We start from the raw sequence: 22,572 nt of genomic DNA on the forward strand, positions 1-22,572 counted from the left end.
AGCAGCTGCTGCCGCGATGTGGTCGAGGCCGGTGTGGTCGCTACGCGTCGGTGCGGGCATCGTCGTGGCCGAGCCGCGTACCGCACCCGTCACCCCCTTGGGCACAGCCCGCCGTCCGGCCGCCGGCATCAGTCGCCAATTGGCGACCGGCTCGTGGAGGCTGATAGGGCGGAGAACTGGTGGGCTGTCGGCCCCCGCGGCTACCGTCGTTCCATGGCCAGCAGCAGCGAACCGTGGAACGAGCACCGGCAGGTGCCCGTGAGCGAGATCCTTGGAACCCCTGAGCGGCCCACGATCCTGCCCGGGGCCGCCGCCCAGTGGCCGGGCCACGAGTACGGTTCCACCCCGATGCCGCCGAAACCGGCGCCGATTCCAGGAGTTCCAGGAGCCGTCCGGCGCCAGCGGACCGAGCTGGAACAGCTCCGGGACGATGCCGCCCGGCAGTACCACGCCGGCGAGGCCGCCCGGGTCGAGGTCTACGCCAACCGCGGCAAGGACGCGGCCGTGGCTCACGGCGTGTGGGCTGCCGCCGCCTGGCTGTTGGGCGAGCTGCAGGCCAGCCCGATCAGCAGCGAGGCCTACACCTACCCGTACACCGCCCGCGAAGTCGGGCGGGAGAAGACCCGGGCACTGGACTGCATCGAGCGCAACGCCTGGCAGAGCGTGGACGAGGACTACGGCGCCGGCGTGCTGCACGCCCTGGAGTGGGCGACAAACACGGAGAAGCAGCGGCCCGTGCCGCCGGCCGCCTGACCCTGGGAACGCGAGAGGCCCGGACCGAGTGGTCCGGGCCTCTTTGTGCTGGCGGATCAGCTGTTCGGGATCTCCCCAGTCCGCAGCATGTGGACGTGCTTGCGGATCTCTTCGTAATCCGTGGCCAGGCTCTTGCCCGTGAACAGGTCCGGCTTATGGCCGGACGAGCACTCCGCCAGGGCGAACTTCCCCTGCCGGACCGCGTCCGGCAGCCACCGGCCCAGCCACTCCGCGACCCGCAACGGAGAAGCTTCCTTGTCCAGGTAGGCCCAGTGGTGACTCATCATCAGGCTCGTGAGGCTTTCCACCATGTCCGGGTGCTGCCACCAGCAGGAGGTGGGCCGCTCCATGTAGCCCAGCATCTCCTTGTAGGAGCGGGGCCACCGAGCCCGGAAGACGGTTTCCACCCATTCCATCAGGACGTCCCACGCGCTCGCCTGCTGGTCGGGGGTGAAGGCGTTCCAGTTCCAGACCGCCGCCGGGGTGCTCTCCGGCTTGTCCGCCAGTCGCTTGACGACCAGGGACAGTTCCTCGATCCGGTCCGCGAGGTTCTGTCCCTCCAGGATGCCGAGCCGGTCTCCCAGGTTCTGCCCTTCCAGGACATCGAGCCGGTTCCGAGCCTTGTCCAGCCCCTGCCCCAGCTCCCGGGTTCGCTCCCAGACGGCTCGTACTTCTTTCGGCTCGCCGCTCATCCGGTCTTACCCCACAGGTTCTGCTGGGCCGCCGGCGCCTGGCCCGGGATCGTGCCCGGGAGGGTCGCGGGCTGCTGCTGCGGAGCGACCGGCGGGGCCATCGGAGCCGTGGCGGGCATCTGCGGCGGGAGCACGGGCCCGGCGACCTGCACGCCCTTCTTCTTCAGCTTGGCCTCCACCTTCGCCTGTGTCTTCTCCTGCTTCACCAGCGCCTTCACGTCCTTGCGCTGCCACACCGGGGTGAAGGCGTAGCGGATCGGCGGGAGGTGCCGGTAGAAGATCAGGCCGGTTCCTTCCTTCATCTGCCGGATGGCGTCCTGGGGCATGACTCGGACCCGCCGCACTGAGACGTTCCGCGACGTCTTGTCGTCGTCCGTGGACGAGGAGGACGCCACTTCCTCGTCCTTCTCCCCGCAGAGAATGGACAGCTCTTCCAGGTCCTGTGGGATGGACAGGCCGCCCAGGGCGATGCGGACGCTGTTGTTCATGATGGTCTGCGCTCCGTTGACGCCCCAGCGCTCGCGCAGCTGCGAGGGCGACTGTACGGACACCATGAGCTGGATGTTCCGGCCGCCGGCATCCGCCGACCATCGGTGCAGGGGGAGCGGGCAGATCACGGCCGCCTCGTCCAGGACCAGGCGCAGGTACGGGTCGAGGCGACCCCCGGGGCTGTTGTCCGCCTCCAGGTACGCGGCCTCGTAGATCTCGCCCACCAGCGCGGTGAACAGGGGCGCCACGGAGCCGTACTGCTGGTCACGGCCCATCAGGTACAGGGTGCCGCGCGAGCGGAGGAAGTCGAGGACGTCGAACTTCTGCTGACCGGGCCGGGGGGAGACGATGTCCACGACCTGCGGCAGCGACATGAACTCGAACGAGCGGATCAGCGTCATGTAGATGCTGTCCCGCGTCTTCTCCGGCGAGTTCCGGACCTGGGACAGGCCGTGAGCCCAGCCCGCCGGGACCACGTGCGGGTGGGATTCCAGGATGTCCAGCGGCTCGCGCTCCGAGGAGTTGGCCACCCAGGCCCGGACGTGCGTCAGGTCGTACCCCTTGATGGCCGCCGCCAGCAGGTAGCAGGTCAGGACCATGAAGGAGTGCCCTTCCCAGAAGGACGAGTTCTCCATGTCCTTCCCGCTGGCCGACGCGGCGAGGAGGTACCCGGCGCGGCGCAGGGCCACCGCCGGGTCCTGGCAGCCGTCCACCATGTTCCAGCGCAGGGTGTTCGCGACGCCGGAGACACCCGCGTTGAAGACCCAGACGGGCCGGTTGTGCTCGCGGCGGAGCTTGTTCGTGTGCTCGTACAGGTCACCGCGGGTCGAGGTGACGACGCAGGCGCCGGCCGCGTCGATGACCGCGTTGCCGTACTGCGCGCTCTTACCGGAGCGCGGCGGGGCGTACATCAGCACGATGTCCTCGCAGGCGACGAACAGGCCCTTCTTGTAGAGCAGGTCCGTGCCGAGGTGCAGCCCGACCTCGTGAGGGCTGATGGAACGGCGCTTGGCACCTTCCAGCGACGGGCGGAGGGTGCCCGCGCGGGCCCGGAGCCCTTCCTGGGACAGCCACTTCCGCAGCTCCGGCGGGTTGGCGAACCCGACCTTGGCCGAGTCCTTTGCCGAGGAGGTGGGGCCCGACTTGCCCAGGTCCCACTTCTGCTTCAGGTGCAGGTAGCCGAGCCCCGCGCCGCCCGCCAGGGTCGCGCCGAAGCCCCACCAGCCGCCGACCGGGAAGTTGGAACCGACCACGTTGATGATGTCCCAGACCGCGCCCACGGACGGCTCCGGGATGCCGCCACCCTCCGCGCCGGCGGCCGCCACGACGGGCACCGCCACGCCGTACGCGGCGCCCGCGCCGAGCCGGGACTGACGCTCGAAGAGGGGCGCGTACCGCTTGTGCGGGTTGAGAATGCGGAGCATCCACCGCGTCTCAGGGCGGATGAGGTCATTGGAAGCGGGGGCCGTAGTCTCTTCCTTGCGTGACATGAGGGTTCCTCTCTTGTCGTGAAGTCCCCGGGCCGGCGGTACCAGCGCCGTTCCCGGGGGCGCCTTACGAGTCCAGTGACCTCGCGATCACCGTACGGTCCACGACTGACAATCAGCCGAGGTTTTCCAGCTGCTCAGTCCTGACCAGCGGCGGAGCCGTCCGCCGCGTCCTGCGTCTTGTCGTGCATCTTCTTGATGTCCCCGATGTACTTCCGGGTCGTCTGCTCCGTGAGTCCAGAGGCCTCCCACCACTGACGGGCAAGCGCGCTCGCGCTCATGGCGACCCGCTCGTCCACCGGCAGGGCCAGGTACTGCTGTTCCAGGAGCTGGAATCCGGCGATCTTCGCCCCCGCGCTGCCTTCCTCCATGTCGATCCGGGCCTCCACCGAGGTTCCACCGCCCGTTCCACGCGCCGCCGGGACCGCGCCGACGAGCCGTCCGGCGGTCTCCTCTGCCGCCATCTCCTCGAACAGCTCCAGACGGCTCTGGAGCCGCACCATTTCCTCGGACGCGCTCTTGGCCCTCGCATCGGCCAGCGACTTCTCTCCGGCCAGCCGGTCCCGCTCCTCCGCCAGGCCGTTCACCTCGGTCTGGAGTGCCTTGTAATCGCCCTCCAGGGACGCCAGCTGGGACTGGATCGTGGACAAGGTGTCGGCCAGCCGGCGCCGCTCGCCCTCCAGGTCCGCCACCTTGCCCCGCTCGTCCTCCAGTTCACTGACCGTCCGCTGGTAGAGCTGCTGGGCGGAACTGCCGCTCTGCTCCAGGCGTGCGCGCTCCTCGGTCACGACGCGGAGGCGGTTGGTCTCCCGCTCCCGGGCCTTGTCGAGTTCTTCGAGCTTCCCGCTCAGCTCCGCCAGACGGCCCTCCGCGTCGGCCAGGACCTTCACCGCTTCCTCGGCGCGCTCCTGGGCGGCCGCCGCCCGCTGGTCTTCCTCCCGCGCTCGCTGGGACGACTCGATGAAGTCGGCGTTGGAGGCAATGTTCAGTTCTTCCAGCACGCGCATGGCCGGGGACTCCGGCCCGTAGTCGAGCAGGGCGACGTCGTCCGCGCGAGTCAGCCAGGCCATGCGCTGCATCAGCTGCAGGCCCTGTTTGGCGTCCTGGGTGTCCGCCAGCTCCAGCGCGGCCTGAGCCTTGGGCCGGATCTTGAACTCCAGCTCACGCTCCAGCGCCTTCAGCTCCTTCTCCTTGGCCTTCTTGTCGGCCCGGGAAAGGGACGGACCCGCGACCTCGTCGGCCAGCTGGTCGCGCCGGTGCAGCGCCTTGCGCAGGGCGTATGAGGCGTCCGCCGCCTCTCGGGCCCTGGCCCGACGGACCATCTCGTCCGCGCGGTCCGCGACGTCGAGGCCGAAGAGGCCGAAGAGGAAGGCCCACATCTTCCGCCAGACCAGACCGGCCAGCAGGAGGGGACCGGGCTTGGCCCCTTCGGGGCGCTCGTCTTCTTCCTCGGGGGCGCCAAGTGCGCTGTGGAGGGGGACGTAGAGGAGCCATGCGGCGAGCATCGGCATGATGGCGAGGAAGGGCGCCGCATAGATGCTCGGAGCGTGCGCGGCGTTGGCGGCCGCCGCGATGATGACGATGAGCCAGGCGCTGAAGCGCAGCCACTTCAGGGCGCGGGTCCAGCGCCGGCGGGGGTCCTCGTTGGCCAGCCGGAACATCTCGGAGAAGACGTACAGCTCCAGGATGTCGAACATGCTGATGAAGCCGATGGCGAAGAAGAAGCTGAGGTCCAGCTGGTCCTGGGCGAAGCCCCACAGGCCGTTCAGCGAGACCGCGAAGCCGCCGAGGAGCGGTTTCGTGTTCATGTGGAGCGGCGCCGGCGGCAGCGGCTGGCCCTTCTCCTTGGCCTCCGCCACCGCGGCGGCGTGCTTCTCGTCCAGCGCGGCCCGCTTCTTGGAGGAGCTGCTAAAGGACAGGACGCCCGCGACCACCAGGCCGACCAGGACGAGCCCGGCCGCGGCGACCGGCACCCAGGGCGGGAGGTCCTGCAGGGCGTTGCGGATGTAGTCCTGCAGAGGGGCGATCCAGTCCCGGCCGCCGTCGTCTGCAGCTGTTGACCAGTACGGGGAACTCGGGCCCGTACCCTGGTCGTGGCGCATGTACGTCTCCTTTATTGCGTCGATGCCTCAGCGGTGGTGACGCACCGCTGGGGCGCTTCTTCTAGGCCCCGTGGCGCGTCAGGTAGTCGTCCAGCGCCTTGTCGACCAGGTCCTGCAGACTGACGTCGTGGCCGGCCGCGTAGAGCTTGGCCCGCCGCCTGACCGACACCCGCACCCGCGCGCTGAAGTTGACGCGCTCTTCCGACTGCGCGTCCTCGTTCTGCGGCTGCTCCTGCTTCGGCACGTGCGCTCCCTTGGTGGGTCGTTCCAATGTCGCGATCACCTTAGGTCCCTTCTGGCTTGCTGACTTGCTGACTGACACGGCAACTGTACTGCCATGAAGACAGCTTGCCAACAATCTTGGAAACCCGATTCCTGGAATGTTGACAAGCTGGCTGGAGGGGAGGTTAATGGAAGTGCGAGAGGGCCGGGGTTCCCGCCCCGACCCTCTCCACCCGGACGGGCGTTACAGCGCTCCCCGGGCTTGGGACACCCCTATACGCAGAGAGGGATCTCCGTGCAGAAGTCTGCCAGCCGCTCCGCCGGCATCTCCATCCCGCCCCCCGCGCGCCGCCTCCAGCCCCTGCTGGTCGGCAAGAAGGGCCCGGCGTTCTCCAGCCCGTGCACCGACTGCAACGGGTTCGACACCGTCGTCACCCGCCCGAACGGCCAGACCACGATCGTCCGCTGCAGCTGCACCCTGGCGGTGACCGCATGAGCGAGACCGACGACGCCGTCAAGAAGGCCGAGGAGGCCCGCCGCAAGGCGCAGGCCGACCTCCAGCGTCACGGCCAGGCCATGAGCGGTCTGCGGGGCAAGAAGTGAGCGCCCGCCAGACCCGCCCGCAGTCGCAGGAGCGCGAGCCGCTTCCGGTCCGTCCGCAGCCGCACCAGCGCGACGGACGCCAGGAGTCGCCGCAGCCCGCGAGGCCGCACCCCGCCCGATAGGGCCACCCCTGGTGGGCCAGTCGCCAATTGGCGACTGGCCCCCTCCCCCTTGCACGCCTTGATGGAGAGGCACACTCATGTCGCACCGCATCACCCGTGACCGTCTGACCGCCGCCGCCGTCCTCGTCCTGGCCCTGCTGGTCCTGGCCGCCTCCGTAGCGGCCGGGCAGAACGTGATCGAGGCCGCCCTGACCGCCGGCACCTCGTACGGCATGGCGCTCATTGCCGCCGCCCTCGTCTTCGCCCTGATGAAGGCCCCCATGGGCATCCGGGCCATCCTGAAGGCCACCCGCAGCGTGATCACCGTTGCCGTGGTCGTCGCCCTCGTCCTCGCTGGGATCGGCAAGGCCGTGGTGGAGGTGTTCAGCTGATGCGCGCCCTGACCATCCGCCAGCCCTGGGCCGCCGCCATCACCTACGCGGACAAGCGCGTGGAGAACCGCAGCTGGACGGCCACCTACCGGGGCCCGGTCCTCATCCACGCGGGCAAGACCCTGGACGCCCGGCACGGCCCCATGGTCGCGTCCGTCGTCAAGGGCCTGCAGCTGGAGCTGGGCGCCGTCCTGGCCGTCGCCCGGATCACCGAGTGCCACCCGGACGACGGGGAGTGCACCCCCTGGTCGATGAAGGGGATGAACCACTTCGTCCTGGACGAGGTGACCCCCCTCCCGCTCCCGATCCCGCACCGGGGAGCCCAAGGGCTGTGGGCCCCGCCGGCCGTCCTCGTCGACCGCGTCCGCGAGCAGCTGGAGGGCGAGGGCGCCGCCCGCGTGCTCCGGGAGGAGGCGTGGTGACCCGACGTCCCGACCCCCGCGAGATGCGCGGCGGATGGCAGATGGACCTCTTCCCCGTCGAGGAAGAGCCCGTCAGCACGGCGCCGGCGGACCAGTCGCCAATTGGCGACAGGCCCCCGGCGGCCGCCGTTCCGGCCGAGGACCAGGAGGTGACCGCATGAGCGAGCCCGACGAGGAGTTCAACCCCTGGCGCTGGGACCGTGAGAACGGGCGCCGCGGGCAGGCAGCCATCACGATCTCGCGACACGGCCACGAGGTCTCCCTGGACCACCGGGGCGTATCCATCGACGGGCAGCGGATCGTCCAGGACGACCCGTCCAAGGGCGAGGAGCACGGTTTTCAGCTCACGCCGGCGGGCGCCGTCATGTACCGGGGCAAGCAGGTGGCCGCCATCGAGCCCTCGCCCGCCGGTACGCGGAACCCGGGCGAGCTGACCGTGTGGGGCAAGGACGGACCGACTTCCCCCGGCAGCGAGCAGCGTGACCAGGCGTCCAGGACGCGCGAGGAGAACGACCGCCGCAGCCGGGACGAGAGGTACCGCGCAGACCGACAGCACCAGCAGGAACTCACCCACGGACAGGAGATGTCGCTGTGACCGAGCAGCACACGACCCCCGCCGCGCCGTTCGATCCGGCGCTGTACCTGATCGAGCAGGCCGCCCGCCAGCCCGTTCCGCCGACGTTCCGCCCGGCCCCCCAGATGCCGCCCCGCAGCACGGCCAGCCGCTGGCTGTGGGAGCACTTCGGCCGCATCGCCCCGGCCCTGGCCACCACCAGCATGTCCGCGCTCGCATGGAGCTGGGGACAGGCCCTCCCCGCCGGGTCCACCGCCCCGCTGTGGATCACCGGCACCCTGGCCGCGCTCGCCGGGTGCGCGGGATGCGTCTCCGCGTCGAAGGAGCACGGCGACAACGACACCGTTCGCATGTCGTTCGGTGGCGCCGCCGTGCTCGCGCTCGCCGGAGTGAGCGCCTGGACGCCGCACTGGCAGCTGGCCGCCCTGCTGTGGGCCGGGTGCACCGTCGCGGTGTACGCGGTGTGCGCGCCGCTGTGGCGGGCCGACCGCCGCGAGGAGCGCGCCCAGGCCCACGAGCTGGTCATGGAGGAGACCCGGGGCGCGAACGAGGCCCGGGTGGCCGCGATCGAGACCGCCGGCGCCGTGGCGACCGCCCAGTGGGAGTACCACCAGGAGCAGGCGAAGGTCGAGGCCATCATGGCCGCGTCCGCCGCCCGCCAGCAGCGCGCGATCGAGCCTGGCCAGGAGCTGGACGTGCAGGCACTGCTGAAGGCCGCCCGGGTGGCCGAGCTGAACTGACCCACCCAGGAACGATGAAGGGCCCCCGCCGCGCGGCGGGGGCCCTTCCGTGTGCTCGTCTACGAGCGGGATGGGCCAGAAAGACCGTCCGCCCGGCGCTGCAGCCGCACGGCCGCCGAGCGGATGCGGGAGAGGTCCACCGCCGCCAGCGAGTCGTAGAACGGCGCCGTACCGCGTGCCAGCGCTTCGTCCAGGTGCCGCAGCGCCCGCTCCGCCGTGTCCGCCGCCGCCTTGATGGACTGGCCGACCAGCTCCGCCGTCTCCTCGTCGTCCACCAGCTCCGCATCCACCACCTCGTCCTCGGCAGCTGCCGACGCGGGCTCCGCCTCGTCCGCGACGCCGAGCCCCAGCCGATCCCGCTCGACCGCGATCATCGCCGCAGTGACCCGGGAGCCTGCCGACTCCACTTGAAGACGCTGGGCGAACTCCCGCGTGGCCTCATCCCCGCGCGCCTTGACGACCGGCGCCAGCTCCCGGGCGTGCGACTCCCGCACCGTGTCCAGGACCGCCGGTCCCAGCGGAGCCAGAGCCCGGTGCACCAAGGCCAGGTCGATCAGCCGGTACCCGTACGACCGGTCCCACCCCCACCTGGCTTTCACGTAGTGCCCGAACTTCTCGTGGCCCTCCAGCGCGAACAGGTTGTTCTCGTTGATCTCGTGGAGGAGCTGGCCGACCTCCACCCTGTGCCGGTCCTGCAGTCGCCGGAGGCTCTGCTGGTATTGACCCAAGGATGTTTCGATCCGCGCTTCCAGGACCTGCAGCCTCTCCCGCGGGCTCAGTTCCACCTCAGCGCCGGCGGAGGCCTGAGCGGGCAGCAGAGCCCCGCCCCCGCGGCTTTCCAGCCCTGCCGCCAGGACGTCCCCGAACGCGTCGCTGGCCTTGTCCGATGCTTTCGGCTTGCTCACCGGGCCACCACCTCCAGGACCTCCCGCGCCATCCGGTCCATACCCGAACCCTGCCGGGTCCGGATCGGCTGCTTGAAGATGTGCGCCGGGCCAGTGAGTGCGCTGGAGAACTTGAAGCGCGAGGCAAGCACCGAGTAGCCGGCCGCCTGCAGCTTGGCCTCCAGCTGGTCCGCCGCAACACCCTGGCCGACCATCGTCAGCATGATGTGCAGCTCCGGGGCACGGGCTCCGGTGTTCTTCAGCTGCTGGATGTAGCCCAGCACGGAAGTGGCCCGGTCCAGCTCATTGGGAGTGGGCTGCAGGCACAGAATCACCGTGTCGACCGCGCTCATCACCGTCAGGTGCGGGCCGTCGTCATGCTTCTCCCATGCCGCGGTGTCGAGCAGGCACACTCCCTTCTCCGGGCACAGCCGCTGTGCTTCCTGCCGGATGTGGTGGACCGCCGGCGCCGGGTAGACCGGGGCTCCGAGGTCCACCGCGTTCGCGTGCGTGTAGAGGGTGCCGTGCTCGTTCTTCCCTGGCACGTCGGTGTCGATGGCGACGCAGGGGACGCCGTACGACCTCCAGTAGGCGAGCAGGTACGCGAGCAGGGTCGACTTACCCGCGCCACCCTTTCCGATGAAGGCAGCCCGGCGGCCGTCAGCGGGCAGCACCGGAACAGGGCGAGGTTTCGTCATGGCACGGGACGGTACAGCCCCGCCTCATGATCGAGGCACCCGACCGGCACAGCGCGGACAGCTTGTACGACACAGGCGCCCGTTCGGCTCCGGGGCCAGTCGCCAATTGGCGACTGAACTCGGGTGCGGGTTACAGAGCGGGGCTCCGCCCCACACCCCGGCCACCCTGCGGAGGGGGAGGAGGCACGGCCCATGGGTGCGGGCGGTCGGGTGGTGGAGATGGTGGTGGGTCGCGGTGCGGCTCCCTCGTCGGACGGCACCCAGAGGGCACCACACCGCCCGCCGGCCATCCAGGACGCCTACGGCGCCGCGCAAGCGCGGTCGGGCAAGCCCGATCCTGGACAGCCAACGACCGGCGCGGTAGGGCTTCGCCTGCCGCCCAACGAGGGAACCCCACCGCTCAGCCCGCAGATATGGCGCGGCCGCACGGAGGGCGAAGAGCCGGTTACGGTGCTGCCCATGGGGATCACAACGGGGGACCAGTCGGGATACGCACTACTCGTCGCAGCCGAGGCACCCATGCGGTACCCGTACCCCGTCAGCGACCTATTGCCCCAGCTGGCCACCATCCCGCCGGCGCGACTCGTCGGCACCCCGCACGCCAGCGCCGTGCAGCTAGCCAGCCCCCACGACCCGCACACCATCCTGACAAACTTGCGCACGGCGGCCGCCGTCGAGGGCCCGCTACTCGTCTACATCGCCGGACAGCTGGTAGTCGACCACCGCCAGCACCTTCTCCACCTGGCCCTGGCCCGCACGACTGCCCGCACCGTCCGGTACACCGCGCTCCCGTGGCACTGGATCGGCGCCGAGCTGCAGCGCCGCCCGTTGGGCACCACCACGGTGGTGGCCGACCTGGCGGCCGACACGGACGTCTGGCAGGCCCTCATCCACCAGGAACAGTCCCTGGCCGGACCGTTCGCCCTATACGGCGCCGTACAACTGCAGGACCGCCGCCATCGCCCCGGCCCCTCGTACACGAACGCGCTCACGCACATCCTCCGCACCGCGCCGACGAGGCCGAGCGCCGAACAGCTGCACCATCAGGCCGCCCGTGCGGCCGCCGTCGAGGACGCCGCCACCCTGTGGCTGGGAGGACAGGCGGTCGAGCAGGCCGCCCCGCACCCCGACGTCGACGTGCCCGCACCGAGGACCGAGGCGACGTCGACCACCGCAGCCGCCGTCGAGAAGGACCCCCACCTGGCGATCCGGGACGCGAGCCGCGCCGGCCGCCACGGCGAAGCCGCCGCCATCGCCGCCTCGTACGAGCAGGCCGCACTCCGAGCGCACGGTGCGCAGTCCGTCGAGGTCGCCCACTGGATCGAGGTCCGCGCGTTCCTCGCGCTGCAGGAGGGAGCGCCGGACCGTGCCTGTCAGCTGTGGCTGCAGGCCGCCGTGGTGCGGCTGACCGCCGACCAGCCAGAGCACCACCCCGAGGTGGCCGAGGCCGTCGACCGCGCCCACGGTGCCTGGCACCACGTCAGCGATCCCTCTCAGCTCCGGCAGTTGGGCATCGAACTGTTGAGTCTCCGGACTCGTGTCCCCGGAAAGAGTGGTGCTCGCGCGGACGTTCAGCGACGACTCGCGCACCTTCCCCGGGCCGTAAACCCCTGATTTCTCGGGGTTTTTGAGGGCGCCCGCCACACGGGAAGTCGATAAGTAGCCTCCCGCGTCACGGGAAACACGCAGATAACTTCCGTGTCGTTGGACCAACGCGCCCCACATGTGGATATGATCACTGCTATGGCAGGCGTACGAGGTCTTCAGCACAAGAACCGGACGGTTCATCCGCCCGAGAAGCCTGTGCGCGCGACTGTCATCCTCCACCCCAGCGACGTAGAGCGACCGCTCTACGAGGAGCTGGTAAACGAACTTGGCGTGTCCGGTGCCGAAGTGCTCCGACAGGCCATCCGAGAGCTGCACAAGCGCGAGAGCTACCGCAAGGAGCGGAAGGCCCGCGCAGCAGCGTCGAAGGAGCTGCCCCAGACCGGATGACCACAACGTCCGGACGCGCAAAGGCCCTGACCCGAAAGTTCAGATCAGGGCACCGCTCGTTCGGCGGGACCACCTCAGTCACAAGCTGCCAGGCGCGTTCTGAGAGTCCCTATCTCCACATGTAGGCCCTTTGCAGGCGCCGGACGGAAGTCCGGGGCCGGGCCTTTGTATGTGCCCCTTATCTAGCTCCAGGAGCAATCGCATCGTAGCAAGAAGCTGCGGTGGTGGCCCAGTGCGCCCTCAGTCCGGTGTGTTCGGAAGGGAGGTCACTCACCCACCGCGTACCCCGATCCTCCGGCATCAGGCCGTCGAGGAGTGCCCCGCCCGAGGGCCGCCCGTCCAGCGTGCACACGTTGCAGCAGGACGCGGCCCGCCACAGGTGGCGCGGGATCGTGACAGCACCCATGGGAGACCGGACCCAGGAAACCGGCCCGAGGCCCAGCGCGTGGCGAGCGCGGGGAGTCCGGACCCAGCCCGCGGTAGACATCGGTCCGCGTTACCAAGACTGACCCCGGCCACAGCCACCGGGAGAGTAAGGCAGAGGCGCCAGGCGTGACACCCGCTGATCGGGCACGTAGGGCCCTGTAGACGCTAAATGGCGAATCGAGCAGCAGCCAGGCCGGCCTTGCCATGGGAGTGATTCCATGGCGAACAAGGTGGACCCGAGCCGACAGGGGCGCAGAGCCCCAGGAGACGCAACCTCCCAGCGCTGACTGCATGTCCCGGTCCCAGGGCGAGCGTGAAAATATCCGTGGCCCGATCGAAAGCATCCATACCGTCTCAGGGCGTACCGGAATGCGACAGATCCCCTCCTAGAAGAGAAGGCAGACCCCTCTGGGATAGCTCTGTCTCTCTTCTAGGGGGGGCTCTCCGCTCCACCCGCGCTAGAGCACCCGGAGCCTGCGAAGGGTGCTGCGGGGGGAGCAAAGAGAACAGCCAAGCGCTTCAGCGCTTGTCCTTAACCCCCCGGGCCTACGGCCCGGGAAAGGAAGGGGCGCGAAGCTCCTTATCCGCGCCTGAGGGGCCGCTCCGGCCGGCCCCGCCGGGGAGTTCGCCAAGGGCGAGAGGTAGCCGGAGCGGCCCCTCAGGCTTGTCCTGCCTGGCCTTCAGGCCAGTCCTTTGGGCCCGAACAGTCGTTCCTTTGAGGGTCATTCGGTCGACTTCCTGTCCTCCCTCCGGGCCTTCTCCGCTGGCCAACCCACTGCAGGGAACTGGCATATGACGACATCCCAGATTCCCGCGACAACCTAGGTTCACGACATGTACGGTTGTCGCATGGAGAAGAAAGAGCCGACCACGGCAGAACGCGAACAGCTCCGCACCGCTCTCAGGGGCGCGCTCAAGGGCATGGGGGACACGCTCTACCTCCAGCTGACGGCTGACGCCCCGGACGATGACCAGGAGGAGCTGGACCTCTCCCGCCCGGAGATCCCGCTGGCCTGGCTCACGGCCTGCAAGTACGCGGCCGAGGAACTGGACGCGCTGGCCGACCGCTACGCCCGCACCGCCGGCTCCCGGGGCGCCAACTACGCCGAGCTGGGCGCTGCATGGGGGATCTCGCGCCAGGCCGCCCGCAAGCGTTGGCCTGGCGCGGTGAACATCCTCAGCGAGCGCGCGAACAAGGAGCCGGTGCATTTCGAGGCGTTCGGCGGTGAGGCCCGCGTGTCCTTCCACCCGGACCAGGGCGGTTGGTGGTGGATCGCGACCGCGGCTAACGGCCAGGTCCGAGAACTGGAGGGCGAGCACCACGACACCAGCGAGGAGGCCGCCGCGTCCGCCGGGGCCTTCCTCGCCGCCAACACCGGAAGGTGACCCACTACATGACCGCACGCCGAACCCTGGGCCCCGGCCCCGAGCGCCCCGCCCTCGTCGGCGCCGCCGAGGCCGACCTGCACGACTCGATCCCCGGAACCCGCTTCCCCAACCTGGACGACCTCAGAGCCCGAGGGCTCTTCAGCCCTAGTCCCGCCTCGTCCACGAAACGCCGCCGCCCACTCGGCGCCGGCGACCGCGAGGCCCACACCACCGCCGACTAGCCGGCCCGAAGACGCAGCGATTACTTCCGGACGATCTTTCCAACTAGGCCCGTCATCGATGAGCCCACCGGCATGGTGTGACCCACGACCACAGTCAGCGAGGAGAAGTCGATGAGCTACCACGAGGGAAACGCCGAGCGCCTGGCCGATAAGGCGGCCGGCCGTACGGGCGACGAGTACCGGACGGACGTCATCGGGGAAGGACTCGCCGCCATCGCCCATGCGCTGCTCGAAGTTGCCACCGCGATCCGCGAGGCATCAGACAAGGACTAACTCGCTGCGGCAAAGCCGACACTGACCCCCGCACTCCGCCTCCCAGGGCGTGAGTCCGGGGGCTTTCTGTTCTGTTCGGTGTCACAGTTATGCCCATTACTATGACACCGCAGGTCAGAGCGCTGGAGGGCGAAAAGTGCGGTTGAGGCTCGCGGGATACATCCGCGTCAGCACCGGGGGACAGCTGGACGGGTTCGGGCTGGAGGACCAGGAGCGCATCGTGCGCCGCTGGACCCGCGAGCACGGCCACCGCCTCGTCCACCTCTTCGTGGAGAAGGCCGTGCCCGGCACCGTCGCCGGCGACGAGCGCCCGGAGTTGGCCACCACCCTGCTGTGGATCGAGGAGAAGAAGGCGGACGGCATCGTGGCGCCGAACTTGGACCGCCTGGCCCGCGAACTGGTCGTGCAGGAGGCCGCCCTGGCCCAGTGCTGGAAGCACGGCGGCCGCGCGTTCATGGCCGACCAGGGCGAGATCCTGCCCGACGACCCCGAGGACCCGATGCGCACCGCCATGCGCCAGATGATGGGCGTCTTCGCCCAGCTCGACCGAGGCATGACCGTGGCCAAGCTCCGCCGCGGCCGCCGCATCAAGGGCGAGAAGGGCCAGTACGCCTACGGCGCCCCGCCGTACGGATGGGCCGCGCACAAGAAGGAGCTGACAGAGGAGGAGCAGGAGCAGGCCGGCCGAGCCCGCGGCCGCCAGCTCCGCGACGAGGACGGGCTGTCCTACCGCGAGATCTGCGCCGCCCTGGACGCGGAAGGCATCCGCCCGAAGCACGGCGGCCGTTGGCACCCGGAGACCGTCCGGCGGATGCTCGCGAACGAGGACGACCGGCCGCCGACCCTCTACCCGCGGCCGGGGAGGTCGTGAGGGTGCGGGTGTTCTGTGGGGCGCCTAGGGTCCGTAAGCCTCCGTGGCCTGGAGCGTTGGCGGGTGCGGGTCCGGTGGCACGGGGCAAAGACGGCTAGCGGCGGGAGGGGTGGGGTCGTGGCGGCCGCGTGGTCGGCGGCCGGCGGTCGAGTTCGGTTGGGCGCCGTACCCCCGCCGTCGCGGATGCGGGAGCGTGAGGCGATCGCACTGCCCGGTCTGGGCTGAGGGGGAGCAGCTGCTGCCGCGATGTGGTCGAGGCCGGTGTGGTCGCTACGCGTCGGTGCGGGCATCGTCGTGGCCGAGCCGCGTACCGCACCCGTCACCCGCCCCGGCACCGGCCGCCACCCAGCCACCGGCACCGATGGGGGAGTGGCGGCCGAGCATGACGGAGGGCCCGACCGAGTTGGTCAGGCCCTCCGTGGTTCCCCGTCCTCAGGCGGCCGGGGGCAGCGCCCGCTCCGCCAGCTGCCCGACCGCCGCCATCCGGGCCGAGTCCCACCCGGGTTGAGGCGGAAGGCTCCGGAGCAGGCCCCGCAGCCGCCTGGCCTCCACCACGGTGACGCCCCCCAGGTCGAGCCGTCCGCGCGGCCCCGGCACCTTCGCCCCGTGCACGGCGACGACCGCTCGAACGGGCACGCCCAGGGCACGGGCCGCCTGTTCGGCCTCCCACACCACGGTCTGCAGGGCGCGGGACTGGTCGTACCGGCCGTACCTCAGGGTGCCGCCCTCCACCCGCAGGCGGGACTTGTCCGACGTCCAGTTCTTCGTGTCGACGTACGCGGCGCCGGCGGCCGTGAAGACCAGGTGGTCGAGGTTCGCGCGACTCCCCGGAATCGCCCGATCGTGGAGCACCACGGCGTGGCCCCGGCGGACGAGCGGAGCCAGGAGCCGCGCCGTCCGGGCCTCCCCGGCGGCGCCCACCGCCCAGCTGTTGTGGGCCCGCCGGTATAACCGCCGGACGCCGAGCCCGACGACGACGAGCCCGGCCGCCAGGCCGAGCTGCCAGTTCCCCACCGTGCCCACGGCCCAGCCGACCACCGCGGCGGCCGCCGCGAGAAGCGGCAGCACCACCCGGGCCCGCCGATGCTGTGCCGCCCGCTCCGCCTCCTGAGCTGCCGCACCCATCCGGCCCGCGCTCGCGCCGGCCCCGCCCCGATATCCCGCTGATGCCATGCCGTCCTCCCTCGTCGCGACCCCGTACCGGGACCGTAGCGGCGGGCAGCGGGCCCGCGCAGGAGTGTCTGCAGACAGGCCCCGACGACCGAGAAGGGACCGGCCGGACACCAGAGACCCGAAACATTACATTGCATCTCATTCCATTCTGAAGCAATGGAATGTAACGTAACGCAATGCAATGTGATAGACTCAGCGTGTCGGACCGATGACAGGAGACCCGGATGAGCGAGCCCCAGACCGAGACCGCCGTGCGGCCCAGCTGCCAGTACCCGGGGTGCGAGAACCCGCCGGAGGCGAAGGACCCGAGCACGCCGGGCCCCGCGCCGAAGTACTGCGAGCGCGAGGACCACACCGCCCTGACCGCGTTCCGAGCGAAGCGCCGGAAGACCGCCGAGACGACCGGCCGCCCGGAGCCGGACGACCTGGACCGCCCCGTGTCGATGGCCGCCGCCACCGCCGTGGACCTGCGGGGCGAAGTCATCGCTCAGATGGAGCGTCTGACCGGCGACCTGGGGCGCTACCTGGAGCAGTTGCAGACCATCACCGACCCCGAGGCCGCCGAGGCGCAGATGCTCGCGGTCGCCAACGACGCCGCCGCGAAGATCTCCGAGGCCCAGCGCGAAGCATCGAACGAGCGGACCCGCCGCATCAGCGCGATTCAGACGGCGGAGGCAGCGACCGCCGCAGCTGCGGCCGCCAACGAGGCCGCCGAGCAGGCCGTGACCGAGCTGGACGACGAGCGGGACCGCTTCGAGGCGGAGCTGCGGCGCATCCGCGAGGAGACGGCCCGCGAGGTCGAGGCCGCCCGTGCCGAGGCCGCCGAGGCCGCCGAGAAGGCCCGGCAGCGGATCGAGCAGATCGAGGCCGAGACCACGGAGAAGGTCGAGCGGATCGAGCAGGCCGCCGCCGAGCGCGTGGCCGCCGCCGAGGCCGCGGCCGGCCGGGCACAGAACGAGGCCACGCAGCAGGTCGAGGAGATGACCGCCGTCCTGAACGAGGAGAAGGAGAAGGCGGGTCGAGCCGTAGCCGCCGCCGCCCAGGAGGCCGAGGACGCGAAGACCAAGGTTCGGGAGGCAGAAGGTCGGGTGCAGACGGCAGAGGAAGGCGCCCGCCAGGCCGCGCGGGATGCCGAGGTCCGCGTGGAGGCCGTCGAGAAGAACGCCGACCGGCTCCGGGAGGAGCTGCACGCCGAGCTGGAGCGGACCCGGGGTGACGCCGACCGCGCCGGCGCCCGGGTCACCGCACTGGAGACCCGGGTGGACGAACTGCGGGACGAGCTGGACCAGGCCCGGGAGAAGGTCCGAGAGGCGGAGGGCCGGGCCCGGGAGGCGGAGAACGCGCGAGGCCGGAAGTAGCGGGACTTCCCCGCCAGTCGCCAATTGGCGACTGGTCCCGCACAGCAGGAACGGGCCCTCAGACGAGGGCCCGTTTTTATAATCTCCGCAGCTCAGACCGGGTAACAGTCGCCGGGACTGTTACCCGCCCCCGCGTGGCAGGGCACGCCGCCGAGGAGCCCGCGGCGGCCGCGCCGGGGCGCCTTCCCGCTCGACCCGGACGCCGGTCACCCCCTCCGCCGGCTGGACGTCGAGCACCAGGCGCAGCCCGCCGCCCCGGTGCGTGAGCCGGGTCGGCTCACCGGCCTGGAGCGCCGTGCACGCCTCCAGCAGCGGCAGCAGGATCTCCACGACCCGCTCGCCCCGCTCCCGGTCGTCCGTCATGACCCTGATCTGCACCATGAGCTGAACCCCTCTCAGTCGACGGAGGAGGCCACGGGAGCGGCCATCTCACGGAGTCGGTCGAGCACGGCCCGGACGTCGCCCAGGGCGCGGTGCCCGCCGCCAAGGGGCTGCCACTGGTAGTTCCCGAAGTAGTCGTTCCAGTCGCCGTACCAGTCCGAGTACGGCACCATCGCGTCCTCCAGGGTCATGCCGTCGAGCCAGGCCGCCGCCGACGCCGCCGGGTCCTCGTGACCGGCCGCCCGGTAGTGCCGGGTCAACTCCCAGCGCAGCACCCCCTCGTCGTACGGGGAGTTCCAGATCAGGCACCGCCGCCCGTCGAGCGCCGCCGTAAGGCCGACGAGAATCTGCCCGAAGCTGGGAGCCCCGGCCACCGCCTCGTCCGTGATCCCGTGGATCTCCGAGGCGCCCGCCGGAATCGGCCGCCCGGGGTTCACCAGCGTGTCCACCAAGACGTCCCCGGCCCCGGAGATGACCGCGATCTCCACCACGCACGCCTCCGCGTCGAGGCCGGTCGTCTCGGTGTCGAGGACCACCAGGTCCTCGTCCGCGAGCGCGGCCGCCGCCCACTCCCGCAGTTCGAGCACCCGCCGGCGCCGGGCCTCCCGCTCAGCCTCCCGGGCCGCCGCCGCGCGTTCCTCGGCCTCCGCCCGCTCCCGGGCCTCCCGCTCCTCGCACGGCGGGCACCACCGCCGCGACCACGGGCGGTAGATGGCGTCCGCGGCCGCCTTCCAGCGGCGCACCTCCGCCTTGCTGGCCGTCTGCACCGAGCAGTCCCGCCCCGGGCAGGTGATGGCCCAGCGCAGCGACTCCGCCTTCTCGGCCCGCTCCTCCGCCAACTGGGCACGGCGGCAGTCCTGGCACCGATGGTGCGCGACCGGGTACGGGCGCTCTCGCACCGTCCCGCAGCCCCAGCACGTCCGGGCCCGCTCGCGCTGCCGGGCCCGTTGGGCCTTCTCCCAGCACTGCGAGCAGGAGCGGCCGTTCAGCACGTGCTTGCGCACCTTGCCGCACTCCGAGCAGGTCCGGGCCGCCTCCATGCGCCGCTTCACTGCCGAGGACAGCGGGCGCATCTTCACCGCGGCCGCCGGGTCGTACAACGGGAAGTCGCCGTACTTCCTCGTCCGGATGTACGCGACGACGGCCTGACCGTCAGCCAGCTTCAGCCGGTCCTCCCCCAGTTGGGTCTGCGTGCGCAGGTAGGCCGGCGCCTGGCCCCACCGGTAGACCGGGAGCCCGTCCGTCCAGCCGCAGGGCTTCCCGCCCGGAACCCGATCCGGTGCCTCATCTGCGCTTTCGCGACTGGCCGGGACCGTCCCCGCCGCGCGTGCCGTCGTCGCCGTACTCACCCGTGCCTCCCTGAGTAGTCCGCCGGAATTCCCGACGCTAGCATTTATAGACCCCATTCGCTGCAATTCTCAAACCTCGCCATTCCTCGAAATCGAAAACACCTCCCCTCGTTTAGAACTGCGCGCGCGAAGCCGGATTCGAGTAAAGGAGATCCTTTAATTCTTTCTGCCGGGGCCCTCACCCGTTCGAGCGAGGGCCGTACGCCGCCAGGGCCTCCCGGATGATCCGGGCCGGGGGATAGAGCAGCCGCGCGAGGTCGTCGCGCCGGGCCTTCTGCTCCTGCGTCAGCCGGAGCCCCGAGCCCACCAGGCCGAGTTCGTACAGCCGGGCCAGGGGGCGCTCCGACACACGCCACGAGGCCGTGCGTAGCTGCAGCGCCAGGTCCGAGGGAAACCGGTAGTTCCGCTGGACCAGCGTGATTCCCTCACTCGCACCCGGCCACCGGCCCGAGAGCATGAGGCGATCGAGTTCCGCAGCAGTCAGCGGCGCCCACGGCCCCGCCAGGTCCTCCTCCGCCAGACGCCGGCGGACCGCCTCCCCCACGACGACCTCCAGGGCCGGCCAGTGCTCCGGGCGCATCCGCGCGACCTGCACGCGGGCCTCGTCGCGCCGGAGGCCAGACGCCACCAGCTGCTGCACGGTCTCTTTCTCTTCGACTCTCCGCCGCTTATCCAGAAGCGACAGGGCACCCGCTTGAGATGCGGTAATCCACGCCGTCACGCTCACCTTTTCCATGCCTCAGAGTCTAGCTGCATTAAAAGGATCTCCTTTTGTCGAGCGCGGCCCGCTCCGGCGAACGATCTTGTTTCGGCTTTCAGCCGGGAAGGCCCAGGTCGTCCAGGGAGGCCCCAGCGGCCCACCGCTGCAGCTGGCGGCCGTCGACCAGGTGCACCCCGCCCTGGCGGGAGGCCCACAGGACATCCGTCCGGCTGTACGCGCCCCGGCTTATGACCACCCGGGTCATCCGGTCGACGCCGGGGCGGCCGACCTCCCGAAGGGGAGCGGGACCCGCAGGGGTGTTGTCCGCCGGCGCCTCGTCCGCCGCGCGGAACGCGACGTCGAGCTGCCGCCCGCCACGGTCCCGGGCGTACAGGCGAGGCCGCTCCTCGTCCGGCATGGAGATGACGTGCCAGCCGTCGCGGCGCAGCATCCGCTCGACGGCCGCGACCAGGCCGTGCTCCCCGAGTACCGACAGCTCCGCCGGGGTGTAGATGCCGCGGCGCCGGCGGACCGTCGCGCGGCGCCAGCGCCTCCCCACCGCGGCGACGGCCGCGAGCAGGACGACGCCGAGCACCAGGCCGCCGACCCCGAGCACCCGGTACAGCCAGACGAGGAGGAAGACCGGCCCTACGACCGCGAGGGCGAGCGCCGCGAACGCGGGCACGACGTCACGCAGTTCCGGGCCGTAGCGTCCCTGGGCTCTCAGCTCCGCGACCGCCCGGTCTCTCTGGGAGCGGCGCGATCCGGGCACGGGAGGGCGCTTCCACCACAGCTCCACCAGGGTCAACTCCCCATCACCACCCGGTCCCGTCCCGTCCTGCGGTACAGATACCCGCTCGCTCCCCCGACTCGCCAGTCCGGCCCGGCCCTGGCCGAAGGCGGCCGCCACAGCTGGCCGGTAATCACCCTTGTGCCCGTTGTCGGGTTGCCCCTACATTTCTTCCTGTAGGGGCAACCCGACAAGAGCGAGCGTCGGCCCCGACGCCGCGGCCAACAGCCAGGGAGGGAAACCGAGATGACCACCGAGTCCACCGAGCCCCAGTACGCCGCCCACACCGGCCGGATCACCCTGACCCACGCCGACGCCCAGCCCGCCGAGGACATCGGCGGCCGCCACGGCGCCACCACCTGGTGGAACGACGGCACCACCTCGTACGTGCTGCACTTCCGCAGCGGGCAGGTGCACGGCTGGACCATGGCCGACGAGGCGGACACCGCGATCCACGCGGTCGACTCCCTGCGAGCCGGCGAGGACATGAACTCGGAGCGGCTGTGGAACGCGCTGCGGGACGTGCGGCGCCTCCGCAACCGCCTGGAGGCGCTGGAGTCGGAGCTGATCCTCTACGCGCGGGAGGAGGCGTCCGAGGGGCGGGCCAAGCTGAACCTCCGTGAGATCGGGGAGGTCACCGGCACCCACTTCTCCACCGTGGCCGAGCGGATCGAGCGCCTGACCAGGGGCGCCCACCCCGCCTTCCGGCACTGGCTGGTCCAGGGCACCCCCCGGGCCGACATGCACGCCGGGCAGGACGACCCGCGGTGAACCGTCCCGCCGCCACCTGCGACGCGACGCACTGCCTGGCCATCTTCCTGGCCCCCGAGCGGGAGCCGTTCGAGGCCGCCCTGGAGGCCGCCGGTTGGCAGCTGCTGCCGGACGGGCACCGTTGCCCGGGGTGCCTGGCCGGGCGCGGGCCGGTGCTGGAGCGGGGCGAGTGCCCCCTGTGCTGCGGCTCCGCCGTCGACCTCCCCGCTGGGGCACGCTGCCACTACTGCCGCCACATCGAGCCCCACCCTTCGGAGGACTGGTGACCCTGGGATTCCTGCGGCGCCGGCGCGAGCGCCGAGCCGCCGAGCGCGAGGCCAAGCACACCTTGGCCCAGGCCCTGTTCGCCACGGACATGGCCATCACCGTGGCCGTCCGAGCCCGACTGGCCGAGCCCGTCACGGACCTGGACATCATCTGGCCCCTGCGCGTCACCGTGGGCGACGTCCTGAGTCAGGCTCAGGACCACTTCCACCTGGAGCTGTCGGAGGCCGACGCGGCGAAGCTCCTTCGGTACCGCCTGGAAGCACGGGGCCACTCCCGCTGGCCCGACCTCGTGACCGACGCCTACGACCCGGCTTACGAGACCGACGACTGACCTACCAGCACCAGCACCCGGCCGCCGCTGGAACCCAGGTTCCAGCGGCGGCCGGTGCCGTTCCAGCACCACCCCGAACTTCTCCCTTCTTATAGCGTGTTCACGCTAGGATCTGAGA

General features: G+C 70.9%; 27 protein-coding genes. 16 read left to right on the top strand and 11 right to left on the bottom strand.

Annotated elements, in window-relative coordinates; genetic code table 11:
* Window positions 1-213: 213 nt before the first annotated feature.
* Window positions 214-753: a hypothetical protein gene (locus tag ACIP5O_RS36235; protein WP_401301920.1), complete on the top strand. Its 540-nt coding sequence runs from the start codon at window positions 214-216 to the stop codon at window positions 751-753.
* 56 nt (window positions 754-809) lie between these two features.
* Here the strand turns inward: ACIP5O_RS36235 and ACIP5O_RS36240 are convergent, their stop codons facing one another.
* From ACIP5O_RS36240 to ACIP5O_RS36255, 4 genes are all read right to left on the bottom strand, one after another.
* Entirely contained in the window at window positions 810-1,445 is a 636-nt protein-coding gene (locus ACIP5O_RS36240) for a hypothetical protein (RefSeq protein WP_401301923.1), read from the bottom strand.
* Window positions 1,442-3,358, bottom strand: a complete 1,917-nt coding sequence (locus ACIP5O_RS36245; protein ID WP_401301926.1) for a type IV secretory system conjugative DNA transfer family protein — start codon at window positions 3,356-3,358, stop codon at window positions 1,442-1,444. The genes ACIP5O_RS36240 and ACIP5O_RS36245 overlap by 4 nt, the downstream gene beginning before the upstream one ends.
* Before the next feature lie 200 nt (window positions 3,359-3,558).
* Window positions 3,559-5,523 carry a hypothetical protein gene (locus tag ACIP5O_RS36250; RefSeq protein WP_401301929.1) on the bottom strand — a complete coding sequence of 655 codons (1,965 nt, stop codon included), beginning with the start codon at window positions 5,521-5,523 and terminating at the stop codon, window positions 3,559-3,561.
* 61 nt (window positions 5,524-5,584) lie between these two features.
* The gene (locus tag ACIP5O_RS36255) at window positions 5,585-5,806 is read right to left on the bottom strand and encodes a hypothetical protein (protein WP_401301931.1); all 222 of its coding nucleotides are present in this window, start codon (window positions 5,804-5,806) and stop codon (window positions 5,585-5,587) included.
* 234 nt (window positions 5,807-6,040) lie between these two features.
* Between ACIP5O_RS36255 and ACIP5O_RS36260 the strand changes: the two genes are divergently transcribed.
* The 6 genes from ACIP5O_RS36260 (at window position 6,041) to ACIP5O_RS36285 (ending at window position 8,577) form a co-directional block, all read left to right on the top strand.
* Complete coding sequence (locus ACIP5O_RS36260) at window positions 6,041-6,241, top strand: hypothetical protein (protein ID WP_401301934.1); 201 nt, start codon at window positions 6,041-6,043, stop codon at window positions 6,239-6,241.
* Between the two features lie 306 nt (window positions 6,242-6,547).
* Window positions 6,548-6,841, top strand: a complete 294-nt coding sequence (locus ACIP5O_RS36265; RefSeq protein WP_401301937.1) for a hypothetical protein — start codon at window positions 6,548-6,550, stop codon at window positions 6,839-6,841.
* Window positions 6,841-7,263, top strand: coding sequence for a hypothetical protein (locus ACIP5O_RS36270; RefSeq protein WP_401301939.1), 423 nt, complete (start codon window positions 6,841-6,843; stop codon window positions 7,261-7,263). Before ACIP5O_RS36265 ends, ACIP5O_RS36270 begins: the two co-directional genes overlap by 1 nt.
* On the top strand, window positions 7,260-7,424 hold the full coding sequence (locus tag ACIP5O_RS36275) for a hypothetical protein (protein WP_401301942.1): 165 nt from the start codon (window positions 7,260-7,262) through the stop codon (window positions 7,422-7,424). Before ACIP5O_RS36270 ends, ACIP5O_RS36275 begins: the two co-directional genes overlap by 4 nt.
* A complete protein-coding gene (locus ACIP5O_RS36280; protein WP_401301944.1) occupies window positions 7,421-7,858 on the top strand; it encodes a hypothetical protein in 438 nt (145 codons plus the stop codon). Before ACIP5O_RS36275 ends, ACIP5O_RS36280 begins: the two co-directional genes overlap by 4 nt.
* Window positions 7,855-8,577 carry a hypothetical protein gene (locus ACIP5O_RS36285; protein WP_401301947.1) on the top strand — a complete coding sequence of 241 codons (723 nt, stop codon included), beginning with the start codon at window positions 7,855-7,857 and terminating at the stop codon, window positions 8,575-8,577. Before ACIP5O_RS36280 ends, ACIP5O_RS36285 begins: the two co-directional genes overlap by 4 nt.
* A gap of 59 nt (window positions 8,578-8,636) precedes the next feature.
* Here ACIP5O_RS36285 and ACIP5O_RS36290 read toward each other — a convergent pair whose 3' ends face one another.
* Both ACIP5O_RS36290 and ACIP5O_RS36295 read right to left on the bottom strand, forming a co-directional pair.
* Entirely contained in the window at window positions 8,637-9,482 is an 846-nt protein-coding gene (locus ACIP5O_RS36290) for a hypothetical protein (protein ID WP_401301949.1), read from the bottom strand.
* Entirely contained in the window at window positions 9,479-10,159 is a 681-nt protein-coding gene (locus ACIP5O_RS36295; RefSeq protein ID WP_401301952.1) for a hypothetical protein, read from the bottom strand. Before ACIP5O_RS36295 ends, ACIP5O_RS36290 begins: the two co-directional genes overlap by 4 nt.
* A gap of 459 nt (window positions 10,160-10,618) precedes the next feature.
* Here ACIP5O_RS36295 and ACIP5O_RS36300 point away from each other — a divergent pair, with 459 nt between their 5' ends.
* From ACIP5O_RS36300 to ACIP5O_RS36320, 5 genes are all read left to right on the top strand, one after another.
* Window positions 10,619-11,773 (top strand): hypothetical protein, encoded by a 1,155-nt coding sequence (locus tag ACIP5O_RS36300; RefSeq protein WP_401301955.1) that lies wholly within the window; start codon window positions 10,619-10,621, stop codon window positions 11,771-11,773.
* A 129-nt stretch (window positions 11,774-11,902) separates the two neighbouring features.
* On the top strand, window positions 11,903-12,154 hold the full coding sequence (locus tag ACIP5O_RS36305) for a hypothetical protein (protein WP_381424122.1): 252 nt from the start codon (window positions 11,903-11,905) through the stop codon (window positions 12,152-12,154).
* A gap of 1,275 nt (window positions 12,155-13,429) precedes the next feature.
* Complete coding sequence (locus tag ACIP5O_RS36310) at window positions 13,430-13,966, top strand: hypothetical protein (protein WP_401301958.1); 537 nt, start codon at window positions 13,430-13,432, stop codon at window positions 13,964-13,966.
* Between the two features lie 335 nt (window positions 13,967-14,301).
* Complete coding sequence (locus ACIP5O_RS36315; protein WP_401301961.1) at window positions 14,302-14,463, top strand: hypothetical protein; 162 nt, start codon at window positions 14,302-14,304, stop codon at window positions 14,461-14,463.
* 136 nt (window positions 14,464-14,599) lie between these two features.
* Window positions 14,600-15,334, top strand: coding sequence for a recombinase family protein (locus tag ACIP5O_RS36320; RefSeq protein WP_401301964.1), 735 nt, complete (start codon window positions 14,600-14,602; stop codon window positions 15,332-15,334).
* A gap of 432 nt (window positions 15,335-15,766) precedes the next feature.
* Here the strand turns inward: ACIP5O_RS36320 and ACIP5O_RS36325 are convergent, their stop codons facing one another.
* Window positions 15,767-16,507 carry a nuclease-related domain-containing protein gene (locus ACIP5O_RS36325; protein WP_401301966.1) on the bottom strand — a complete coding sequence of 247 codons (741 nt, stop codon included), beginning with the start codon at window positions 16,505-16,507 and terminating at the stop codon, window positions 15,767-15,769.
* Window positions 16,508-16,731: 224 nt separating this feature from the next.
* On the opposite strand from ACIP5O_RS36325, the gene ACIP5O_RS36330 reads away from it, so the two are divergent.
* Entirely contained in the window at window positions 16,732-17,865 is a 1,134-nt protein-coding gene (locus ACIP5O_RS36330; protein WP_401301969.1) for a hypothetical protein, read from the top strand.
* A gap of 120 nt (window positions 17,866-17,985) precedes the next feature.
* On the opposite strand, the gene ACIP5O_RS36335 is transcribed toward ACIP5O_RS36330, so the two are convergent.
* The 4 genes from ACIP5O_RS36335 to ACIP5O_RS36350 form a co-directional block, all read right to left on the bottom strand.
* Entirely contained in the window at window positions 17,986-18,246 is a 261-nt protein-coding gene (locus tag ACIP5O_RS36335) for a hypothetical protein (RefSeq protein ID WP_401301971.1), read from the bottom strand.
* Window positions 18,247-18,260: 14 nt separating this feature from the next.
* On the bottom strand, window positions 18,261-19,595 hold the full coding sequence (locus ACIP5O_RS36340) for an exonuclease domain-containing protein (protein WP_401301974.1): 1,335 nt from the start codon (window positions 19,593-19,595) through the stop codon (window positions 18,261-18,263).
* A 178-nt stretch (window positions 19,596-19,773) separates the two neighbouring features.
* The gene (locus tag ACIP5O_RS36345) at window positions 19,774-20,331 is read right to left on the bottom strand and encodes a hypothetical protein (protein ID WP_401301977.1); all 558 of its coding nucleotides are present in this window, start codon (window positions 20,329-20,331) and stop codon (window positions 19,774-19,776) included.
* Window positions 20,332-20,410: 79 nt separating this feature from the next.
* The gene (locus ACIP5O_RS36350) at window positions 20,411-21,094 is read right to left on the bottom strand and encodes a hypothetical protein (RefSeq protein WP_401301994.1); all 684 of its coding nucleotides are present in this window, start codon (window positions 21,092-21,094) and stop codon (window positions 20,411-20,413) included.
* Between the two features lie 237 nt (window positions 21,095-21,331).
* Between ACIP5O_RS36350 and ACIP5O_RS36355 the strand changes: the two genes are divergently transcribed.
* From ACIP5O_RS36355 to ACIP5O_RS36365, 3 genes are read left to right on the top strand one after another with little or no spacing between them, the layout of a single operon-like run.
* Window positions 21,332-21,856, top strand: coding sequence for a hypothetical protein (locus ACIP5O_RS36355; RefSeq protein ID WP_401301980.1), 525 nt, complete (start codon window positions 21,332-21,334; stop codon window positions 21,854-21,856).
* The gene (locus ACIP5O_RS36360; RefSeq protein WP_401301983.1) at window positions 21,853-22,122 is read left to right on the top strand and encodes a hypothetical protein; all 270 of its coding nucleotides are present in this window, start codon (window positions 21,853-21,855) and stop codon (window positions 22,120-22,122) included. Before ACIP5O_RS36355 ends, ACIP5O_RS36360 begins: the two co-directional genes overlap by 4 nt.
* Window positions 22,119-22,454, top strand: coding sequence for a hypothetical protein (locus tag ACIP5O_RS36365; protein ID WP_401301986.1), 336 nt, complete (start codon window positions 22,119-22,121; stop codon window positions 22,452-22,454). Before ACIP5O_RS36360 ends, ACIP5O_RS36365 begins: the two co-directional genes overlap by 4 nt.
* Window positions 22,455-22,572 lie beyond the last annotated feature (118 nt).

It is taken from the genome of Streptomyces sp. NPDC088915 (assembly GCF_044749825.1).
Classification (GTDB): Bacteria; Actinomycetota; Actinomycetes; order Streptomycetales; family Streptomycetaceae; genus Streptomyces.